Here is a 15,712-nt window from a genome sequence, read left to right as displayed (position 1 = left end):
AATCCAGTGAAGGGAGCAAGGCGATGAGTGACAAGCGATTCCGCTTCGGCGTCGTGGGCAGCCCGACGACCGCGGAGCAGTGGACCACGACGGTGCGACGAGCCGCGGAGCTCGGCTACGCCAGCGTGCTGATGCCCGACGGCCTGCAGCTTCCGTCACCGTTCGCCTCGCTCGCGATGGCAGCGACGCTGGCCGACATCCGGGTCGGGACCTTCGTGGCCGCGGCTCCGCTGCGGACGCCCCGGCAAGCTGCCTGGGACGCGCACACGCTGACTGTCCTCACCGACGGGCGGTTCGACTTCGGCATCGGGACCGGACGGCCGGGTGTCGAGCAGCAGGCGGCCGAGATCGGCCTGCCGTTCGGATCGGGCAAGGAGCGCCGCGACCAGGTCCGGGAAACCCTCGACCTGCTGGCGGACCTAGACGGCGACCGGCGTACGCCGATCATGCTCGCCGCCGGTGGACCGCGGGCGCTGGCGCTGGCCGCGGCCAGGGCTGACATCGTCTCGATCGCCAAGGACGCCTTGACACCGCGTGCGGAGATCCTGCGACTCGTCCAGGACCTGCGTGAGCTGGCCGGACCGCGCGCGGAAGAGATCGAGCTGGCGATGAACCTCTTCGCGGCCGGGACGCGCGAGCTCCCGCCGTGGACGAAGCAGGCCTCCGGCGTCGACCCGGAGGAGCTGGAGGCGAGCGACTCGCTGATGATGCTGCGCGGTACGCCTCAGCAGATGGTGGACGAACTGGAGCGCCGGCGGGACACCTTCGGTACGACGTACATCACGGTCAACTCGACGTACCTCGACGACCTGGCCCCGGTGGTCCAGAAGCTCGCAGGCAGCTAAACCCCAACCCCAACCCAGCCCCAACCCGCCCCAGCCCACGCCAGCCCCAGCCCACGCCAGCCCGCCCCAGCCCACGCCAGCCCCGAACCGGGCACGGCCGCCAACTCGCTCACCGCCCCCGGGTGCATTTGAGCGGATACCCCCTGATCTTGCTGGTTCTCCGCCCGAATTCCGACGGGAGAACCAGCAACGCCAGGGGATATCCGTTCAAATGCACCAACGGGCCGGGGTGGCGGGTGGCGGAGGTGGGGCCGGGGTGGTGGGTGGCGGAGGTGGGGCCGGGGTGGTGGGTGGCGGAGGTGGGGCCGGGGTGGTGGGTGGCGGAGGTGGGGCCGGGGTGGTGGGTGGCGGAGGTGGGGAGACGGCACTGCCCGTCAGCGGGGGGGAGCTGACGGGCAGTGCCGGAGGGGTGGGACAGGTGGCTCAGTGGTCGATACTGCGGCTGGGCTCGGTACTGCGACTGTCTTCCAGGGGAACGTCCCCCGCGTGGGTGTCTCCGGCCGCGAAGGCGGCCTCGTCGAACGGATCGTCACCGGCGAAGACCTGTTTGGCCTGCTCCTTGTCGAACGCCCCGACCCAGTGCCCGACCAGGACCGTCGCGACCGCGTTGCCGGCGAAGTTCGTCAGCGCGCGGGCCTCGGACATGAACCGGTCGATGCCGACGATCAAACCGACGCCGTCGACCAACTCCGGCCGGTGCGACTGCAAGCCGCCGGCCAGCGTGGCCAGGCCCGCACCGGTGACACCGGCGGCGCCCTTCGAGGCCACGATCATGAACAGCAGCAGGGAGATCTGCTGGCCGATCGAGAACGGCGTGTCCATTGCCTCGGCGATGAACAGCGACGCCATCGTCAGGTAGATCGCGGTGCCGTCCAGGTTGAACGAGTAGCCGGTCGGGACGGTGATACCGACGACCTGCTTGCCGACGCCGAGATGCTCCATCTTGCCGATCAGCCGCGGCAGCGCGGTCTCCGACGACGAACTGGACACGATCAGCAGGAACTCGCGGCCCAGATAGCGCAGCAGCTGGAAGATCGACATCCCGGTGACCACGCGGAGAACGGTGCCCAGGACAACGATCACGAACAGCAGACAGGTGATGTAGAAGGCCAGCATGATCTTGCCCAGGCTGACCAGCGCGTCCCAGCCGGTGGCGCCGACGACGGCCGCGATCGCACCGAACGCACCGATCGGCGCGGTCCACATGATCATCGACAGGATCTTGAACACCAGCCGCTGGATGTGGCCGATGGCGGTCAGGATCGGCTCCCCCTTGGCAGCCATCGCCTGCAGCGCGAAGCCGACCAGCAGGGCGACCAGCACGGTCTGCAGCACTTCACCCTCGGTCAGCGAGGACAGCAGCGACTTCGGGATGATGCCGAGGATGAAGTCGGTCGTGCTCTCGTGGGCGCCGGCGGCCTGCTTCTGGCCGGTCTCCCGGAGCTTGTCGGTCAGGTTCAGACCGGAACCCGGCTGGACGATGTTGCCGACCACCAGGCCGATGGCGAGCGCGACCGTCGACATCACCAGGAAGTAGAGCAGCGCGAGACCGCCGACCTTGCCGACGCTGGCGGCCTGCCGGACCGAGCCGATGCCGAGCACCAGCGTGCAGAAGATGATCGGGCTGATCAGCATCTTGATCAGGTTCACGAACCCGGTGCCGAGCGGTTTCAGCTCGACCGCGAAGTCCGGGAACAGGAAGCCGACACCGATGCCGAGCAGGACGGCGACGATGACGGCGATGTAGAGGAAATGGGTCCGGTCGTTGCGGACCGGGGTCGGTCGCGGTTCGGTCGGGCTCGACATGGTGGGACTCCCTGTATCGGCCGGCGGGCAGTGGAGGAGGGGCCGGATGCTGCTTGGGTAACTGTGACGTGACGCACAGGCGAAGTGCGCGTTTCGTTCATATCGTTCTCGGTGCAGACTGTCCGCATGCGTCGCCGGCCGTGGGAACTGCGCCGCCAGGTTCTCTGGCTGCAGACGGTCACGGTCGCGGTCCTGATCCTGATGGTGGCGATCACCATGGTCAGCCGCTCCCGAGCCCAGGCCGAGCGGGACGCGGCGGCTGCCGGTGTCGCGCCACCCGGCTGGTGGGAGCTGATCCAACTCGACATGCGCTCGATGCTCGGCGTCGCCAGCCTGATGCTCGGGGTCGCGATCGCCGGCAACGCGCTGGTCACCTGGCGGGTTCGCCGGGCCACCCGCGGGATGGGCACCCAGTCGCTGGCCCGGATGCTCGACTTCTACGAGGGCGTGCTGCACGCCGCCCGCGAAGGCCTGATCCTGCTGGACGCCGACGGTCGCGTCCAGCTCGCCAACGACGAAGCCCTGGAGCTGCTCGGCCTCAGCGAGGTCGTCCCGGGTACGCCGATCGAGGACCTGCATCTCCCCGCCACCCTCGCGGAGTTGCTGGGCGCGGGCAGGACGGCGTACGACGAGCTTCACCTCGGGAAGCAGGGTGTCGTGGTCGTGAACCAGCAACCGTCACGCTCCGGCCGGATCGTGACGCTGCGAGATCACACCGAGCTGCAGCGGCTGCTCGGTGAGCTGGACGCGGTGCGCAGTCTGGCCGAATCCCTGCAGGCGCAGAACCACGAGGCATCCAACCGGCTGCACACCGTGGTCAGCCTGATCGAGATCGGCAGACCGGAACGGGCGCGCGAGTTCGCGGTGTCCGAGCTGCAGTTCGCGCAGGCGATGACGGATCGCGTGGTCGGCACGGTCGGTGATCCCGTGCTCGCGTCGCTGCTGCTCGCGAAACTCGCGCAGGCGCAGGAACGCGGTGTCGTGCTGACGCTGGAGCTCGGCCAGGAGCCGCTGAACACGCGGCTGCCCGCGCAGGACGTGGTCACGGTCGTCGGCAACCTGCTCGACAACGCGATCGAGGCCGCGCGGGGTGGTCCCGCTCCACGCCGGGTCGAGCTGCGGGCCGGTACGACGCGCGACGCGATCGACCTGATCGTCACGAACACCGGAGCGGAGCTGGGTGCGACCGAGCTGGCCCGCATGTTCGACCGGGGCTGGACGACGAAGGCGGAGCCAGGCCACGGACTCGGCCTTGTGCTGGTGCGCAGCACGGTCGAGCGCTGGCAGGGCACGCTGATGGTCGACCCGGACTCCGAGCTGGACGACGTACCGGCGCTGACTGTCCGGGTCCGGCTGCCGCGGGCGGTGAGCGCCAGTGCCTGACCTGCGGGTCCTCGTCGTCGAGGACGACCCGGTCGCGGCAGAGGCCCATCGCACGTACGTCGACCGCCTGCAGGGCTTCACCTGCATCGGCGTCGCCGGTACGGCGGCCCGTGCGCTGCAGGTGCTGACCCGTGGCGAGATCGACCTGGTGCTGCTGGACATGAACCTGCCCGACGGCCACGGGCTCGACGTGGTCCGCCGACTGCGGGCCCTGGGCAACCAGATCGACGTGGTCGCGGTGACGTCGGCGCGCGAGGTGGCGGCGGTGCAGGCCGCGGCGCGGATCGGCGTCGTGCAGTATGTGCTGAAACCCTTTGCCTACGAGACCCTGCGGGACCGGTTGACGGCGTACGCGCGCCAGCGGCGAGCGGCGGAGGCGGGGCAGGTGGTCGCCGATCAGGACGAGGTCGACCGGTTGTTGCACCCAGCAACCGTCTCGTCGGTGCCGAAGGGCCTGGCGGGATCAGTGCTGGATCGCGTCGTCCAGCTACTCGGCAACCGGGAGGGCTGGACCGCGGAGGAGGTCGCGACGTCGCTCGGCACGTCCCGGATCACCGCGCGCCGCTACCTCGAGCACCTCGCCGACCAGGGCCAGGCGCTCCGCACCCAGCGATACGACGGCCGCAGCGGACGCCCGAAAGTCGAGTACTCGTGGGTGGCCGAGAGTTAGCTGGAGCGGACGAGCGTGGCCCAGAGGTGGGGTTGGAGGGGCTGGCCCTCGGCGGCCATGTCGTAGGCCCAGAGCAGCTCGCCCTTGACCAGGCCGTAGAGGCGGTGGCCGGCGGTGACCTCCTTGGCGCTCACGGTCCGGGCGATGACGTCGGTCTCCAACTCGATCTTCGCGCCGTCGATGTCGCCGTACCAGATCTCGGCGAAGCCGGTGGGGTGGGCCAGGATGACCTCGACCTTGTTGTCCGGCTGCGGCCGCCAGAAGCCGGTCTCGACCGCCAGCGGGCGCTCCTTGGTCCCGTCCTCGCCGACCACGTAGGTCTGGCTGACGTAGTGCAGGTACGGCTTGCCGTTGTGGCTGAAGTCGATCTGCTGACCGAACTCGAACTTCTCGATCGTCGGGTAGTCGCCGTGGCCGCGGCCCTCCCAGCGACCGAGCAGCCACGCGAGTGGGATCAGGTCGGGGTGCAGGTCCTGCGGGAGCTCGAACGCCATCAGGTCACTCAGTTCGCGCTGCGGCCGCGGTACAGCCGGTAGACGACGAATGCCGAGAACCAGCCCATGAACACACAGACCAGGACCAGCAGCGTGGTGAAGATGACGTGCAACACGTCGGCCAGTCTAGGGGATACCGGCCCGGAAGCTTCGGTTACCGTGGCGTGATGTCCCGCACCCTGGTGATCAAGCTGACCGCAGGCGCCGAAGAGGCCGAACGTGCGAACCAGGCGTTCACCGTCGCTGCCACCGCAGTGACCGCCGGAGCCACCGTCTCCTTGTGGCTGACCGGCGACGCCGTCTGGTTCGCCGTTCCCGGGCGCGCCGAGTCCTTCGAGCTCCCGCACGCGGCGCCGCTGGCGGACCTGGTCGGCGCGGTTCTGGCGGGCGGACAGCTCACGGTCTGCACCCAGTGCGCGAAGCGTCGCGGGCTCGCCGAGGACGATCTGCTCCCCGGCACCAGGATCGCCGGCGCTCCGGCGTTCACCGAGGAGATCCTCACCGACGGGACCCAGGCGATCGTCTACTGACGGTCCGGCCGTTCGCGAGCAGTAACCGGTGAACGGCGTTCGGAGCACGTGATCTGCGTTGTAGTGGAAGCATGAAGCTTCCGGCGCCCCCGACGGAGAAGTCGTTCCGCTCACCGCTGCACCATCCACGGGTGGCGATAGTGATCGGACGCTGGCTCGGGATCGCCGTGACGATCTGTTTCCTCACCGGGCTGTTCAGCCACTTCCAGCAGGAGACCCCTGGTTGGCTTCACATCCCGAGCCGGCCGGCCAACTTGTACCGCGTGACGCAGGGCCTGCACGTCCTCAGCGGCACGGTCGCGGTGCCGTTGCTGCTGGCAAAGTTGTGGACCGTCTACCCGAAGCTGTTCGCCAAACTCCCTTGGCCACCCAGCCGACAGGCACTCGCGAACGTCCTCGAGCGGCTGTCGATCCTGGTCCTGGTCTCCGCGCTGGCGCTCGAGCTCTTCATCGGGTTCGTCAACACGCTGCAGTGGTATCCCTGGCCGTTCCCCTTCAAGCAAACGCACTATGCCCTGGCCTGGATCATCGTCGGGGCACTGCTTGTCCACCTCTCGGTCAAGCTCCCACTGATCGTCGCGCATTGGCGCGCAACGCCCGAGCCCGTCGCCGACTCGTTGCCACCAGCAATCACCGGACTGACCCGCCGCAGGCTGTTCCGGACCGTCGCCGGGGCGGCTGCGCTGGCCGGCATCACGTCGGTCGGGCAGTCCGTTCCGGCCCTCGGACCGGTCGCGGTGCTGGCGCCTCGCAAGCCGAACGTCGGTCCGCAGGGTCTGCCGGTCAACCGTACGGCGCACGACGCGGGTGTCACCGGGATCGGACCGGACTGGCGTTTCACGATCAAGGGACCGCAGGAGCTGTCGTACACGCTCGACCAACTGCGGCAGCTGCCGCAGAGCCGGTCCGCCCTGCCGATCGCGTGCGTCGAGGGCTGGAGTCAGGGCGCTCGCTGGGAAGGCATCCGGATCCGTGATCTCCTGCGGCTGTGCGGTGCGCCGGAGGGCTCCCGGGTCCGGGTGGTCTCGATGGAGAAGGGCGGCTTCTACGGGACCAGTGAGCTCCCGCCCGAGTTCGTCGATGATCCACTGACCCTGCTCGCGCTACGCCTGAACGGCAGTGAGCTGGCCCTCGACCACGGGTACCCGGCTCGCGTTATCGCCCCGAACCGCCCCGGCGTACTGCAGACCAAGTGGGTCCACCGCCTGGAGGTGATCGCATGAAGCTCCGGGCATCCCTCGCAGCTGTCGGTATCGGCGTCGGTCTGTGGGGACTGTGGCTCCTGCTGCACACGGTGCAGGTCCAAGCGCTCATCCGGCTGCCGCTCTGGCTCGCCGGCGCGGTGCTGGCCGACGACTTCTTCCTGGTTCCGCTGACCGTTGGAACCGGCTGGCTGGTCACGCGCTGGTCGGCCGGTCCGGACCATCACCGCACCATCAGCGCGGTCCGAACCACCTTGCTGTACGTCGGTCTGACCACTCTGATCGCGATCCCGCTGCTGCTGCGACAGGGCAAGGGCGTCAACCCGACCGTGCTCCCGCGCGACTACCTCCGCGACTGGCTATTGCTGGAGGCAACGATCGTGGTGGCCGGCGCGGTGTGGTTCGTGGTTCAGCGGTCCCGCTTCACGTTCAAGAGGTCGCGCGCCTCGTCCGGCGACATCGGCGGGCGCTGAGCCATCGTCGCAAGGGCCGCGGCGCGCTCGACCAGTTCGGCGTTGTGCGTGACCGGCTGCCCCTTGGCCAGCGTCAGCGTGTCCTCCATGCCGACGCGGAGGTGGCCACCCTTCGACAAGGCGGCCAGCGCGACGCTGAGCGACGTACGCCCGATCCCTGTCGCCGACCAGGACGTGACCGCGGCGGGGAGCGCGTTGACGGCTGCCACGAGGGCGTCCGTCGTACCGGGCATGCCGCCTGGGACGCCCATCACCAGGTCGCAGTGCACGCGACCGCCGTACGGCAGACCGAACTTGTCCAGCAGCCGGTGCAGCGCGGCCACATGCCCGAGGTCGAACAGCTCGAACTCCGGCACCACCTCACGCTCCTGGCTGAGTTGGTAGAGCTCGGCCACGAACGGCCACGGGTTCATGAACACGTCGTCACCGAAGTTGACGGTCCCCATCGTCAGCGAGCAGGAGTCGGGACCCGCGTCCAGCACCCGGAGCCGGTGGTCGTACGGATCGGTCACCGCGCCACCGGTCGACAGTTGGACGATGAGCCCGGTGTTCTCCCGGATCGCGGCGACCGCGTCGGTCAGGCGGCTCAGCTCGAGCGTCGGCCGGTGCTCGCCGTCGCGGATGTGCAGATGGATCATCGCCGCGCCGGCGGCTTCACACCGTTTCGCCGCCTCCACCAGCTCGTTGAGCGTGGTCGGCAGGGCCGGGCAGTCCGCCTTCGCGGTCTCGGCACCGGTCGGGGCAACGGTGATCAGAGTGGACGCCATGACCGGACCATATCCCGCAGGGCAGGATGGTTCCATGAGAGCTGTAGTACAGCGGGTGAGGCAGGCGTCGGTGACCGTCGACGGTGAAGTGGTCGGAGCGATCGAGGGCCCGGGGCTGGTCGTCCTGCTCGGCGTCACCCACGACGACACCGAGGAGAAGGCGAAGACCCTCGCCGCCAAGATCTGGACCCTGCGGATCCTCCACGACGAGCGGTCCGCCTCCGACGACCAGGCACCGATCCTCGCGATCAGCCAGTTCACCCTGTACGCCGACACCCGCAAGGGCCGCCGCCCGTCGTGGAGCGCCGCCGCTCCCGGCCCGATCTCCGAACCCCTGTACGACGCCTTCTGCGCGGCCCTGGAGTCACTCGGAGCCAAGGTCGAACGCGGCAGGTTCGGCGCCCATATGGACGTCGCCCTCGTCAACGACGGGCCCGTCACCCTCATCCTGGACGCCTGACCGCCCGTGACCGCCGCCCGCGCTGTTGCCCGCCGGCTCCCACCGGAGCCGGGCGTCTACCGCTTCCGCGACGACACCGGCAAGGTGCTGTACATCGGCCGCGCGGTCAACCTCCGCCGCCGGGTGCAGTCGTACTGGACCCACCTCGGCGACCGGCCGCGGCTGGCCCGGATGGTCAAGCGGATCGCCCGGATCGAGAGCGTGTGGTGCGACTCGGAGCACGAGGCGGCCTGGTTGGAGCGCAACCTGCTGGAGCACTCGAAGCCGCGGTGGAACCGCACGGAGGGCGGGGCCGAGGTCGTCGGCTACATCCGCTTCGACGACGGACCCCAGCGGCCGGGCCTGCGGTTCACGCATACCGTCAGCCCCGCGGCACCGCACTTCGGTCCGTACCTCGGCGGATTGCGCGTACGGCAAGCGATCTCGGCGCTTCAGCGGGTGCTGCCGTTGCAGTACACGGCGGACTCCAACGGTTCGGTCCGTGAGTTCGCCGAGGTGTTCGGCATCGGGCCGGACGACCGCGAGGCGCTGGCCCGTACGGCGTACGCCGTACTCGAGCGTGATCCGGCCGCGGTGACGGCGTTGCGCGCCGAGTTGGTCCGTCGCCGGGACCGCGCCGCGGCCGGGCTCCGATTCGAGTTCGCGGCCAAGTTGCAGGACGAGATCGCGGCGTTCGAGTGGATCGTCGCGGAGCAGAAGGTGTCCCGGCTCGAGCCACACGATGTCGACGTCCACGGCTGGTCGGATGGTGTGCTGGTGCGGTTCCGGATGATCGGTGGCCGGATGCAGACGTGGACGCAGCAGGCGGTGACGGAGACGACCGCCCGCGACCGGGTGGAGGCCACGCCGGTTGCCTGGCGGACGTTCGCGCAACGCAACGCGGAGCTCGCGGCCCGGCTGCGGCAGGAATAGCACCGGCCCCGGGCTCGGATCGTGAGATCCGGGCCCGGGGCCGGGTGTGTGCTGTTCTGGGTCGGTGAGGTTCGACTCAGAAAGGTGCGTCGAGCTGGATCAGCTGACAACACCGGCGGCCGAGTGGCCGACGATGACCTTGGTGTTCAGGCTGTAGACGTCGATCACCAGGGCGTTCACGGAGATGTACCGCTGCTGCCGCATGACCTGGTTGAAGGTCAGCCGGGCAACACCCGGGATGTCCAGCGTCTTGTTCTCGCCGGTCGCGATCGGGTAGGTCTTGTTGCCGACCTTGATCGAGGCGATGCTCGAGGACGAGCTCACGCCGCCCTTGCCGTCCTTGGTCTTCCACGCCGACGCCGAGGACTCGATGGCGCCGATCGACAGGTTGCCGACCTTCACTCCACCGACGTGCGAGGTGAAGTTGATGTAGGACTTGTTCTCGCCGATGGCGCCGTTCTTCGTGGTGTAGACCGCACCCACGTAGGCGACCTTCGGGATGTTCAGCTCGCCGACGGCCACCTTCACCGTCTTGCCCTCAGTACCCTGGCAGGTGGTCTGAAGCGACGTCGGGCCGGAGACGACCAGCTTGTCGGCGTTGGCCTTGGTGCCGTACGCGTCACCGATCACCAGCGCGGTGGCCGGCTTGGAGATCTCCGCGCGGGTCTTCAGGACCGCGACGTCGACACCCTCGGGGATGTACTGGTTCTTCACCGTCGCGTGCAGCACGACCGCCTGCGCGTACGAGTAGATGCCGGAGCTGGTCTTCACGCCACCGACCCGGTTCAGCACGATGTAGCCCAGGCCCGGAACGGCGACCTTGGTGTTCCACTTCGGCTTGATCAGCGACGGCACCGAGATGGCGCCGATCTTCACGCCGGCGAACGTCGTGTTGCCGGTGTAGGACAGCTGGCCCTTGGAGTACTTCGCCGTGGTGGTGGTCTTCACACCCGTCAGCGTGAGCAGGTCGCCGACCTTGATGTCGACGGCGGTCGCGTTGCTGGTGACGCCGGTCCCGCTCTTGTCGTTGAACGCGTGCGTGTCGGTCCGCACGCTGCGGGCGATCGCCTGGTTGTTCACGTTCGCCGTGGCGATGTCGTTCCTGTCAGCCTTCGTGGCGTCCGTGGTGCAACCGAACTTGCTGACCACCTGCGGGCCGCTGTTCGCCAGCCCGGATTCAACGTCGGTCCCGTACGAGTAGCCGCTGTATCCGAAAACCGGCGAGGCGGACGCAGAACCCGAAGTCAGCGCGATCGTAGAAGCCACGCCGACAACCGCCGCAACTCCGACGGCGGCGAGCTTCTTGTATCCGATGCGGGGTCGCATTGACCCCTCCTCCCTGAGTGATGACGTGACCCGAAGTGCGGGTCAGGACACAGACACAACTCAGCCGATTGCGGTAGGTGACGAGCTGACCCCGCTCCGAGACCAAACCGTTACCTGGCCGCCCGGCAGCCGAGATTTCCCGCCGGACCCGTAACCCGGGAACGATGACCCGCAAAGCCCTGTACGGCGGCGGATCCGGACATGCCGAAGGGCCCGAACGCGCAAGGTCCGGGCCCTTCGGGGCTTACTTCAGGGTGGGCCACCGTCGGGTGGAGGTGGCACCATCAGTAACGATCGACGGCTCAGACGGTGACGGACACTTCCGCGACCGCGCCGTACTGGGCGACGACCTGGCGGTCGACCGGGTCGGCCTTCGGCGCCAGCGTGCGCAGCGTCCAGCTGCCCGGCGCCGCGAAGAACCGGAAGTGCCCGGTCGCCGACGTCGGCACCTCGGCGGTGAACTCACCGGAGGAGTCCAGCAGCCGCACGTACGCGCCACCGACCGGCTCCTCGCCGCGCAGGACCTGGCCCTGGATGACGGCCTCCTTGTCGACGTCGACACCCTTGAGGTCGAGGCCGCCCTTCTTCGCTCCGCACATGTGTCAGGCCTTTCCGGGCTCGTCGCCGAGGGCAACGGGTACGCCGACCAGCGAACCCCACTCGGTCCAGGATCCGTCGTAGTTCTTCACGTTCGCCTGGCCGAGAATCTCGTGCAGCACGAACCAGGTGTGCGCCGAGCGCTCGCCGATCCGGCAGTACGCGATCGTGTCCTTGCCGAAGTCGACGCCCGCGTCGGCGTACAGCTTCTGCAGTTCGTCGTCGGAGCGGAAGGTGCCGTCGTCGTTGGCCGCCTTGCTCCACGGGATGCTCGCCGCGGTCGGGATGTGCCCGGCGCGCTGCGCCTGCTCCTGCGGCAGGTGGGCCGGGGCCAGCAGCCGGCCGGCGTACTCGTCGGGGCTGCGGACGTCGACCAGGTTCTTCACGCCGATGGCGTCGTTCACCTCGTCGCGGAACGCGCGGATGTTCAGGTCCTGCGCCTTCGCCTTGTACTCGGTGGCCTCGCGCTTGACGACCTCGTCGGTCAGCTCGCGGCTGTCCAGCTCCCAGCGCTTGCGGCCGCCGTCCAGCAGCCGGGCGTCACCGTGCCCGTACAGCTTGAAGTACCAGTAGGCGTACGCCGCGAACCAGTTGTTGTTGCCGCCGTAGAGCACGACCGTGTCGTCGTTCTTCACGCCGCGGTCGGACAGCAGCGCCTCGAACTGCTCCTGGTTGACGAAGTCGCGCCGGACCGGGTCCTGCAGGTCGTCCTTCCAGTCCAGCTTGATCGCACCGGCGATGTGGCCGCCGTCGTACGCCGAGACGTCTTCGTCGACCTCGATCAGGACGACCCCGGCGTCGTTCTTGTGCTCCTCGACCCAGTCGGCCGAGACGAGCGCGGATTCCCTGCTCATGTGTGCTGCCTCTCAGTTGGTAGCGGTTCTTGGCGTACGAATGCGGTGGATCAGCAGATAGGCCTCGCAACCGAGGCAGAGCCCGACGGCCGCGTTCACGAACGCGGCGACCAGGGCGAATCCGGTGGCGACCACGCCAAGCACCGTCGCACCGGTCAGGTACCCGACCAGACCGACGACTGCGAAGACGAGGCCGACCAGCTGGGCGAACCGCGGCGGAGCGGCATCCTCCAACTCCTTGGGCGGACCGAGCCGTGGCCGGATCAGCCGCTTGAACAGTTGCCCGTACGGCGAGGTCTGGACGCCGAACGCGACCGAGATCGCGAACACCACGGTCTGCACCGCGAGCGGCCAGGCATTGTTCAGTACGAGCGTCAACGCCAGGAGCACCGTGGTGACGCCGGCCGCGAACCGGAGTCCCCGCGGATCGACCTGGGGGTGTTTCACCGTGTGCTGTTGCGCCGTCGAGGAGGACATGACGACTCCCGGAGAAGGAGTGGTTCGAGCCGGGCCCGCCCGGGTCTGCGGGGAGACGACGTACGCGGAACCGTGCTCAGCGACCGGTTCCGCAGCGCTCGGGACGCCGCCTGGTCAGCGGCGACGACACAGCGACGAGCGCACCCGGCAGTTGTCCACTGCCCGGCGCTTGGTCAGCCATGTCGTGTATGCCACGGATCGAGACTACGGAAGCCCGGCCACCCGGCCGGGCCTGGTCCCACTGAGTGAGACAACTGATCAGATTACGGACAGGCTAATTCGTCCGGACCACGTTCGTGCCGGCGACCTTGTCGTGCAGGGCCTGCTTCTTGTCGTCCCAGAGCGGCCAGAGGTAGTTGATCAGCGCGATGAAGCCGAAGAGCGTCCCGACCAGCGGGATGGCGCCGAGCAGGCTGAGGCCGACGATGAAGCCGTACCGCTTGGCCACGGCCGGACCCGGCGGCAGGCCGGGGACGTCGCGCAGCCGGACCGCGATACCGAGGGCCTTCTTCCCCGGGGTCGCGCCCTTCTTGGTCAGGAAGAGGTACTCGTAGGCGAAGGAGACCAGCAGGCCGATCAGCACCGCCGGGATCATCCACTGGTACGCCTCGGTCGGCAGCGTCGTGCTGGGCTGGGTGTTCCCCGCGGCCGCGGAGTCCATGGTGTCTTCGAGGTAGTCCCAGATCACCTGGAAGTACTGGTAGTAGAAGTAGCCGGTCAGCGGCAGACCGATGATCCCGACGATGATCGAGTCGAGGACGCGGGCCCAGACGCGGCGCCACCAGCCGGACAGCGGCTGACCGTCAGGAGTCGAGGGCACTCGCAGGCCGGGGTAGCCGTAGCCCTGCTGCTGTTGCGGGTACGCCGGGTAGCCGCCCTGCCCCTGTTGCTGCGGTTGCCCGTACTGCGGTTGCCCGTACTGCTGCGGCTGACCGTACTGCGCCGGCTGTCCGTACTGCGCTGGTTGGCCGTACTGGGCGGGTTGGCCGTACTGCGGTTGGGTCGGCTGGCCGGACTGCCCTGCGCCGTACACCTGGCCGTGCTGGGCGGGCTGCCCGTACTGCTGGCCCTGGTACGGACCGGGACCCTGCTGGCCGCGGCGCTGATCAGTCCAGGCGTTACCGTCCCAGTAGCGCTGCTGGGTCGGGTCCTGTGGGTCGTCGTACCAACCGGCTGGGTAGCTCACGTGGGACAGCATTCCCTACGAGCCGGTGCATCCGCCATCGGGTTGCAGCTACCGGACACTGTCTACTGCGGCTGGCGGTCGAGCGCGGTCGCCAGCGCGGCGATCACGTCGGGCTTGCGCGGCGCACCACTGGCGCGTTTGACGACCGCTCCGGTGCGGTCGAGCACCAGCGTCGTCGGAGTCCGCAGGATGTCGAGCCGCCGGACCAGCTCCAGGTGCGACTCCGCGTCGAGCTCGACGTGCCGGACGCCGTCGACCATGCCCTCGACCTCGGCCAGCGTCCGCCGGGTCGCCCGGCACGGTGCACAGAACGCCGACGAGAACTGCAGCAGCGTCGCCCGCTCCCCCAGCTCCACACCGACCTCCGCCGCAGAAACCCGCTCCACGCCGTCCACTTCCCGCGTCACGACCTTCCGGAACCGCCCGTCCCACCACACTTTCGCCAGGCTGAACAGGACACCGGTGGCAACCGCCGCGACCAGTACCCACGTCCCCAGGCTCATGGAAATCCACAGTACGTCGCTGTGTTTACGCCTCAACCAGCCGTTTCACCCCTCGGACTGGACAATGGGCGGGTGGAGAACGGGCTGGTGGTGCGGGCGGGGGTGGTCATTCCGGACAGTGAGTTGGGGTGGAGGTTCTCGCGGTCCAGCGGTCCGGGTGGGCAGTCGGTGAACACCACGGACAGCCGGGTGGAGCTGAGTTTCGACGTGGCGGCGACCACGGCGTTGAGCGACGTACTGAAGTCGCGGGCGCTGGAGCGGCTGGGGTCGCGGCTGGTCGATGGTGTGGTGACGATCGCGGCGTCGGAGTACAAGTCGCAGTGGCGGAACCGGGAGGCGGCGCGCGAGCGGCTCGTGGTGCTGATCCGGGAAGCGATCGCGCCACCGCCGAGGAAGCGGCGTCCGACCAAACCGAGCAAGTCGTCGGTCCGGCGCCGGCTCGACGACAAGAAACGCCGAGGCCAGACCAAGCGCCTCCGCAGCCGCCCGGAGGACTGAGAGGTCAGGCCGGCGCGTCAGCTGTCTCGCGGGTGGTGGTGACCGGTGGGACGACGAAGCGGTAGCCGACGTTGCGCACGGTGCCGATCAGGGACTCGTGCTCCGGGCCGAGCTTCGCGCGCAACCGTCGTACGTGCACGTCGACCGTCCGGGTGCCACCGAAGTAGTCGTAGCCCCAGACCTCCTGCAGGAGTTGCTCGCGGGTGAACACCCGGCCCGGGTGCTGCGCGAGGAACTTGAACAGCTCGAACTCCTTGTAGGTCAGGTCGAGCGCCCGCCCGTTCAGCTTCGCCGTGTACGACGCCTCGTCGATCACGACGTCGCCGGTGCGGATCAGGCTGGAGTCGGGGTCCTCGTCACGAGCCGCGGCGAGGCGGCCGATCACCAGCCGCAGCCGCGCCTCGATCTCGGCGGGACCGGCGGTGTCGAGCAGTACGTCGTCCGCACCCCAGTCGGCGTTCACCGCGGTCAGACCGCCCTCGGTGACCACCAGGATCAGCGGCACCTCGATCCCGGTGGTGCGGATCAGGCGGGACACGCTCCGGACGGCGACCAGGTCACGGCGTGCGTCGAGTAGAACGGCATCCGCGTCGGGAGCATCGACCAGCGCCGCGACCTCGGCGGGCAGGATCCGGATCTGATGCGGAAGCAGCGCGAGCGACGGCAGCACCTCCGTGGAGGCCTGCAGTGCGTTCGTCAGCAGCAGCAACGTACTCACGCTGTCTCCTC

At 68.8% G+C, this 15,712-nt stretch carries 19 protein-coding genes; 9 read left to right on the top strand and 10 right to left on the bottom strand.

The window, feature by feature from the left end; all coding sequences use genetic code 11:
* The first annotated feature begins 23 nt into the window (after positions 1-23).
* The gene (locus tag E0H75_RS37130; protein ID WP_131518402.1) at positions 24-845 is read left to right on the top strand and encodes an LLM class flavin-dependent oxidoreductase; all 822 of its coding nucleotides are present in this window, start codon (positions 24-26) and stop codon (positions 843-845) included.
* A gap of 423 nt (positions 846-1,268) precedes the next feature.
* Here the strand turns inward: E0H75_RS37130 and E0H75_RS37125 are convergent, their stop codons facing one another.
* Positions 1,269-2,651, bottom strand: coding sequence for a cation:dicarboxylate symporter family transporter (locus tag E0H75_RS37125; RefSeq protein WP_131518401.1), 1,383 nt, complete (start codon positions 2,649-2,651; stop codon positions 1,269-1,271).
* A gap of 126 nt (positions 2,652-2,777) precedes the next feature.
* Here E0H75_RS37125 and E0H75_RS37120 point away from each other — a divergent pair, with 126 nt between their 5' ends.
* Positions 2,778-4,034 carry a sensor histidine kinase gene (locus E0H75_RS37120; RefSeq protein WP_131518400.1) on the top strand — a complete coding sequence of 419 codons (1,257 nt, stop codon included), beginning with the start codon at positions 2,778-2,780 and terminating at the stop codon, positions 4,032-4,034.
* Positions 4,027-4,704 (top strand): response regulator, encoded by a 678-nt coding sequence (locus tag E0H75_RS37115; protein WP_131353136.1) that lies wholly within the window; start codon positions 4,027-4,029, stop codon positions 4,702-4,704. The genes E0H75_RS37120 and E0H75_RS37115 overlap by 8 nt, the downstream gene beginning before the upstream one ends.
* Here E0H75_RS37115 and E0H75_RS37110 read toward each other — a convergent pair.
* The gene (locus E0H75_RS37110; RefSeq protein ID WP_131518399.1) at positions 4,701-5,198 is read right to left on the bottom strand and encodes a heme-binding beta-barrel domain-containing protein; all 498 of its coding nucleotides are present in this window, start codon (positions 5,196-5,198) and stop codon (positions 4,701-4,703) included. The two genes, E0H75_RS37115 and E0H75_RS37110, sit on opposite strands and share 4 nt — an antisense overlap.
* 167 nt (positions 5,199-5,365) lie before the next feature.
* Between E0H75_RS37110 and E0H75_RS37105 the strand changes: the two genes are divergently transcribed.
* The 3 genes from E0H75_RS37105 (at position 5,366) to E0H75_RS37095 (ending at position 7,403) form a co-directional block, all read left to right on the top strand.
* Positions 5,366-5,728 (top strand): DsrE family protein, encoded by a 363-nt coding sequence (locus E0H75_RS37105; protein ID WP_131518398.1) that lies wholly within the window; start codon positions 5,366-5,368, stop codon positions 5,726-5,728.
* A gap of 71 nt (positions 5,729-5,799) precedes the next feature.
* Positions 5,800-6,951 (top strand): molybdopterin-dependent oxidoreductase, encoded by a 1,152-nt coding sequence (locus E0H75_RS37100; protein WP_131518397.1) that lies wholly within the window; start codon positions 5,800-5,802, stop codon positions 6,949-6,951.
* Positions 6,948-7,403 (top strand): hypothetical protein, encoded by a 456-nt coding sequence (locus tag E0H75_RS37095; RefSeq protein WP_131518396.1) that lies wholly within the window; start codon positions 6,948-6,950, stop codon positions 7,401-7,403. Before E0H75_RS37100 ends, E0H75_RS37095 begins: the two co-directional genes overlap by 4 nt.
* Here E0H75_RS37095 and E0H75_RS37090 read toward each other — a convergent pair.
* On the bottom strand, positions 7,340-8,170 hold the full coding sequence (locus E0H75_RS37090; protein WP_131518395.1) for a beta-keto acid cleavage family enzyme: 831 nt from the start codon (positions 8,168-8,170) through the stop codon (positions 7,340-7,342). The two genes, E0H75_RS37095 and E0H75_RS37090, sit on opposite strands and share 64 nt — an antisense overlap.
* A gap of 34 nt (positions 8,171-8,204) precedes the next feature.
* Here E0H75_RS37090 and dtd point away from each other — a divergent pair, with 34 nt between their 5' ends.
* Together dtd and E0H75_RS37080 are read left to right on the top strand one after the other, a co-directional pair.
* On the top strand, positions 8,205-8,630 hold the full coding sequence (dtd, locus tag E0H75_RS37085) for a D-aminoacyl-tRNA deacylase (RefSeq protein ID WP_131518394.1): 426 nt from the start codon (positions 8,205-8,207) through the stop codon (positions 8,628-8,630).
* A 6-nt stretch (positions 8,631-8,636) separates the two neighbouring features.
* Positions 8,637-9,542 carry a GIY-YIG nuclease family protein gene (locus E0H75_RS37080; RefSeq protein WP_131518393.1) on the top strand — a complete coding sequence of 302 codons (906 nt, stop codon included), beginning with the start codon at positions 8,637-8,639 and terminating at the stop codon, positions 9,540-9,542.
* Between the two features lie 99 nt (positions 9,543-9,641).
* On the opposite strand, the gene E0H75_RS37075 is transcribed toward E0H75_RS37080, so the two are convergent.
* From E0H75_RS37075 to E0H75_RS37050, 6 genes are all read right to left on the bottom strand, one after another.
* Positions 9,642-10,868, bottom strand: a complete 1,227-nt coding sequence (locus tag E0H75_RS37075; RefSeq protein WP_131518392.1) for a choice-of-anchor P family protein — start codon at positions 10,866-10,868, stop codon at positions 9,642-9,644.
* A gap of 302 nt (positions 10,869-11,170) precedes the next feature.
* The gene (locus tag E0H75_RS37070) at positions 11,171-11,467 is read right to left on the bottom strand and encodes a DUF1416 domain-containing protein (RefSeq protein WP_131518391.1); all 297 of its coding nucleotides are present in this window, start codon (positions 11,465-11,467) and stop codon (positions 11,171-11,173) included.
* Positions 11,468-11,470: 3 nt separating this feature from the next.
* Entirely contained in the window at positions 11,471-12,319 is an 849-nt protein-coding gene (locus tag E0H75_RS37065; protein WP_131518390.1) for a sulfurtransferase, read from the bottom strand.
* A 12-nt stretch (positions 12,320-12,331) separates the two neighbouring features.
* Positions 12,332-12,796 (bottom strand): DUF4395 domain-containing protein, encoded by a 465-nt coding sequence (locus tag E0H75_RS37060; protein ID WP_131518389.1) that lies wholly within the window; start codon positions 12,794-12,796, stop codon positions 12,332-12,334.
* Between the two features lie 274 nt (positions 12,797-13,070).
* On the bottom strand, positions 13,071-13,982 hold the full coding sequence (locus tag E0H75_RS37055) for an RDD family protein (protein ID WP_165554312.1): 912 nt from the start codon (positions 13,980-13,982) through the stop codon (positions 13,071-13,073).
* Positions 13,983-14,044: 62 nt separating this feature from the next.
* Positions 14,045-14,485 (bottom strand): TlpA family protein disulfide reductase, encoded by a 441-nt coding sequence (locus E0H75_RS37050; protein WP_131518387.1) that lies wholly within the window; start codon positions 14,483-14,485, stop codon positions 14,045-14,047.
* 72 nt (positions 14,486-14,557) lie between these two features.
* On the opposite strand from E0H75_RS37050, the gene arfB reads away from it, so the two are divergent.
* Positions 14,558-14,983 carry an alternative ribosome rescue aminoacyl-tRNA hydrolase ArfB gene (arfB, locus tag E0H75_RS37045; RefSeq protein ID WP_131518386.1) on the top strand — a complete coding sequence of 142 codons (426 nt, stop codon included), beginning with the start codon at positions 14,558-14,560 and terminating at the stop codon, positions 14,981-14,983.
* 4 nt (positions 14,984-14,987) lie between these two features.
* On the opposite strand, the gene E0H75_RS37040 is transcribed toward arfB, so the two are convergent.
* Positions 14,988-15,701, bottom strand: a complete 714-nt coding sequence (locus E0H75_RS37040; RefSeq protein ID WP_131518385.1) for a winged helix-turn-helix transcriptional regulator — start codon at positions 15,699-15,701, stop codon at positions 14,988-14,990.
* Positions 15,702-15,712: the final 11 nt, after the last annotated feature.

The organism is Kribbella capetownensis, from assembly GCF_004331485.1.
Lineage (GTDB): Bacteria > Actinomycetota > Actinomycetes > Propionibacteriales > Kribbellaceae > Kribbella > Kribbella capetownensis.
This window is presented reverse-complemented; position numbering and strand designations above follow the sequence as displayed.

What these genes read in the sequence shown, in the direction of transcription:
- E0H75_RS37130 (WP_131518402.1), top strand. Translation starts at nt 24, where the DNA reads ATGAGTGACAAGCGATTCCGCTTCGGCGTCGTGGGCAGCCCGACGACC.
- E0H75_RS37125 (WP_131518401.1), bottom strand. Translation starts at nt 2,651, where the DNA reads ATGTCGAGCCCGACCGAACCGCGACCGACCCCGGTCCGCAACGACCGG.
- E0H75_RS37120 (WP_131518400.1), top strand. Translation starts at nt 2,778, where the DNA reads ATGCGTCGCCGGCCGTGGGAACTGCGCCGCCAGGTTCTCTGGCTGCAG.
- E0H75_RS37110 (WP_131518399.1), bottom strand. Translation starts at nt 5,198, where the DNA reads ATGGCGTTCGAGCTCCCGCAGGACCTGCACCCCGACCTGATCCCACTC.
- E0H75_RS37105 (WP_131518398.1), top strand. Translation starts at nt 5,366, where the DNA reads ATGTCCCGCACCCTGGTGATCAAGCTGACCGCAGGCGCCGAAGAGGCC.
- E0H75_RS37100 (WP_131518397.1), top strand. Translation starts at nt 5,800, where the DNA reads ATGAAGCTTCCGGCGCCCCCGACGGAGAAGTCGTTCCGCTCACCGCTG.
- E0H75_RS37095 (WP_131518396.1), top strand. Translation starts at nt 6,948, where the DNA reads ATGAAGCTCCGGGCATCCCTCGCAGCTGTCGGTATCGGCGTCGGTCTG.
- E0H75_RS37090 (WP_131518395.1), bottom strand. Translation starts at nt 8,170, where the DNA reads ATGGCGTCCACTCTGATCACCGTTGCCCCGACCGGTGCCGAGACCGCG.
- dtd (WP_131518394.1), top strand. Translation starts at nt 8,205, where the DNA reads ATGAGAGCTGTAGTACAGCGGGTGAGGCAGGCGTCGGTGACCGTCGAC.
- E0H75_RS37075 (WP_131518392.1), bottom strand. Translation starts at nt 10,868, where the DNA reads ATGCGACCCCGCATCGGATACAAGAAGCTCGCCGCCGTCGGAGTTGCG.
- E0H75_RS37070 (WP_131518391.1), bottom strand. Translation starts at nt 11,467, where the DNA reads ATGTGCGGAGCGAAGAAGGGCGGCCTCGACCTCAAGGGTGTCGACGTC.
- E0H75_RS37065 (WP_131518390.1), bottom strand. Translation starts at nt 12,319, where the DNA reads ATGAGCAGGGAATCCGCGCTCGTCTCGGCCGACTGGGTCGAGGAGCAC.
- E0H75_RS37060 (WP_131518389.1), bottom strand. Translation starts at nt 12,796, where the DNA reads ATGTCCTCCTCGACGGCGCAACAGCACACGGTGAAACACCCCCAGGTC.
- E0H75_RS37050 (WP_131518387.1), bottom strand. Translation starts at nt 14,485, where the DNA reads ATGAGCCTGGGGACGTGGGTACTGGTCGCGGCGGTTGCCACCGGTGTC.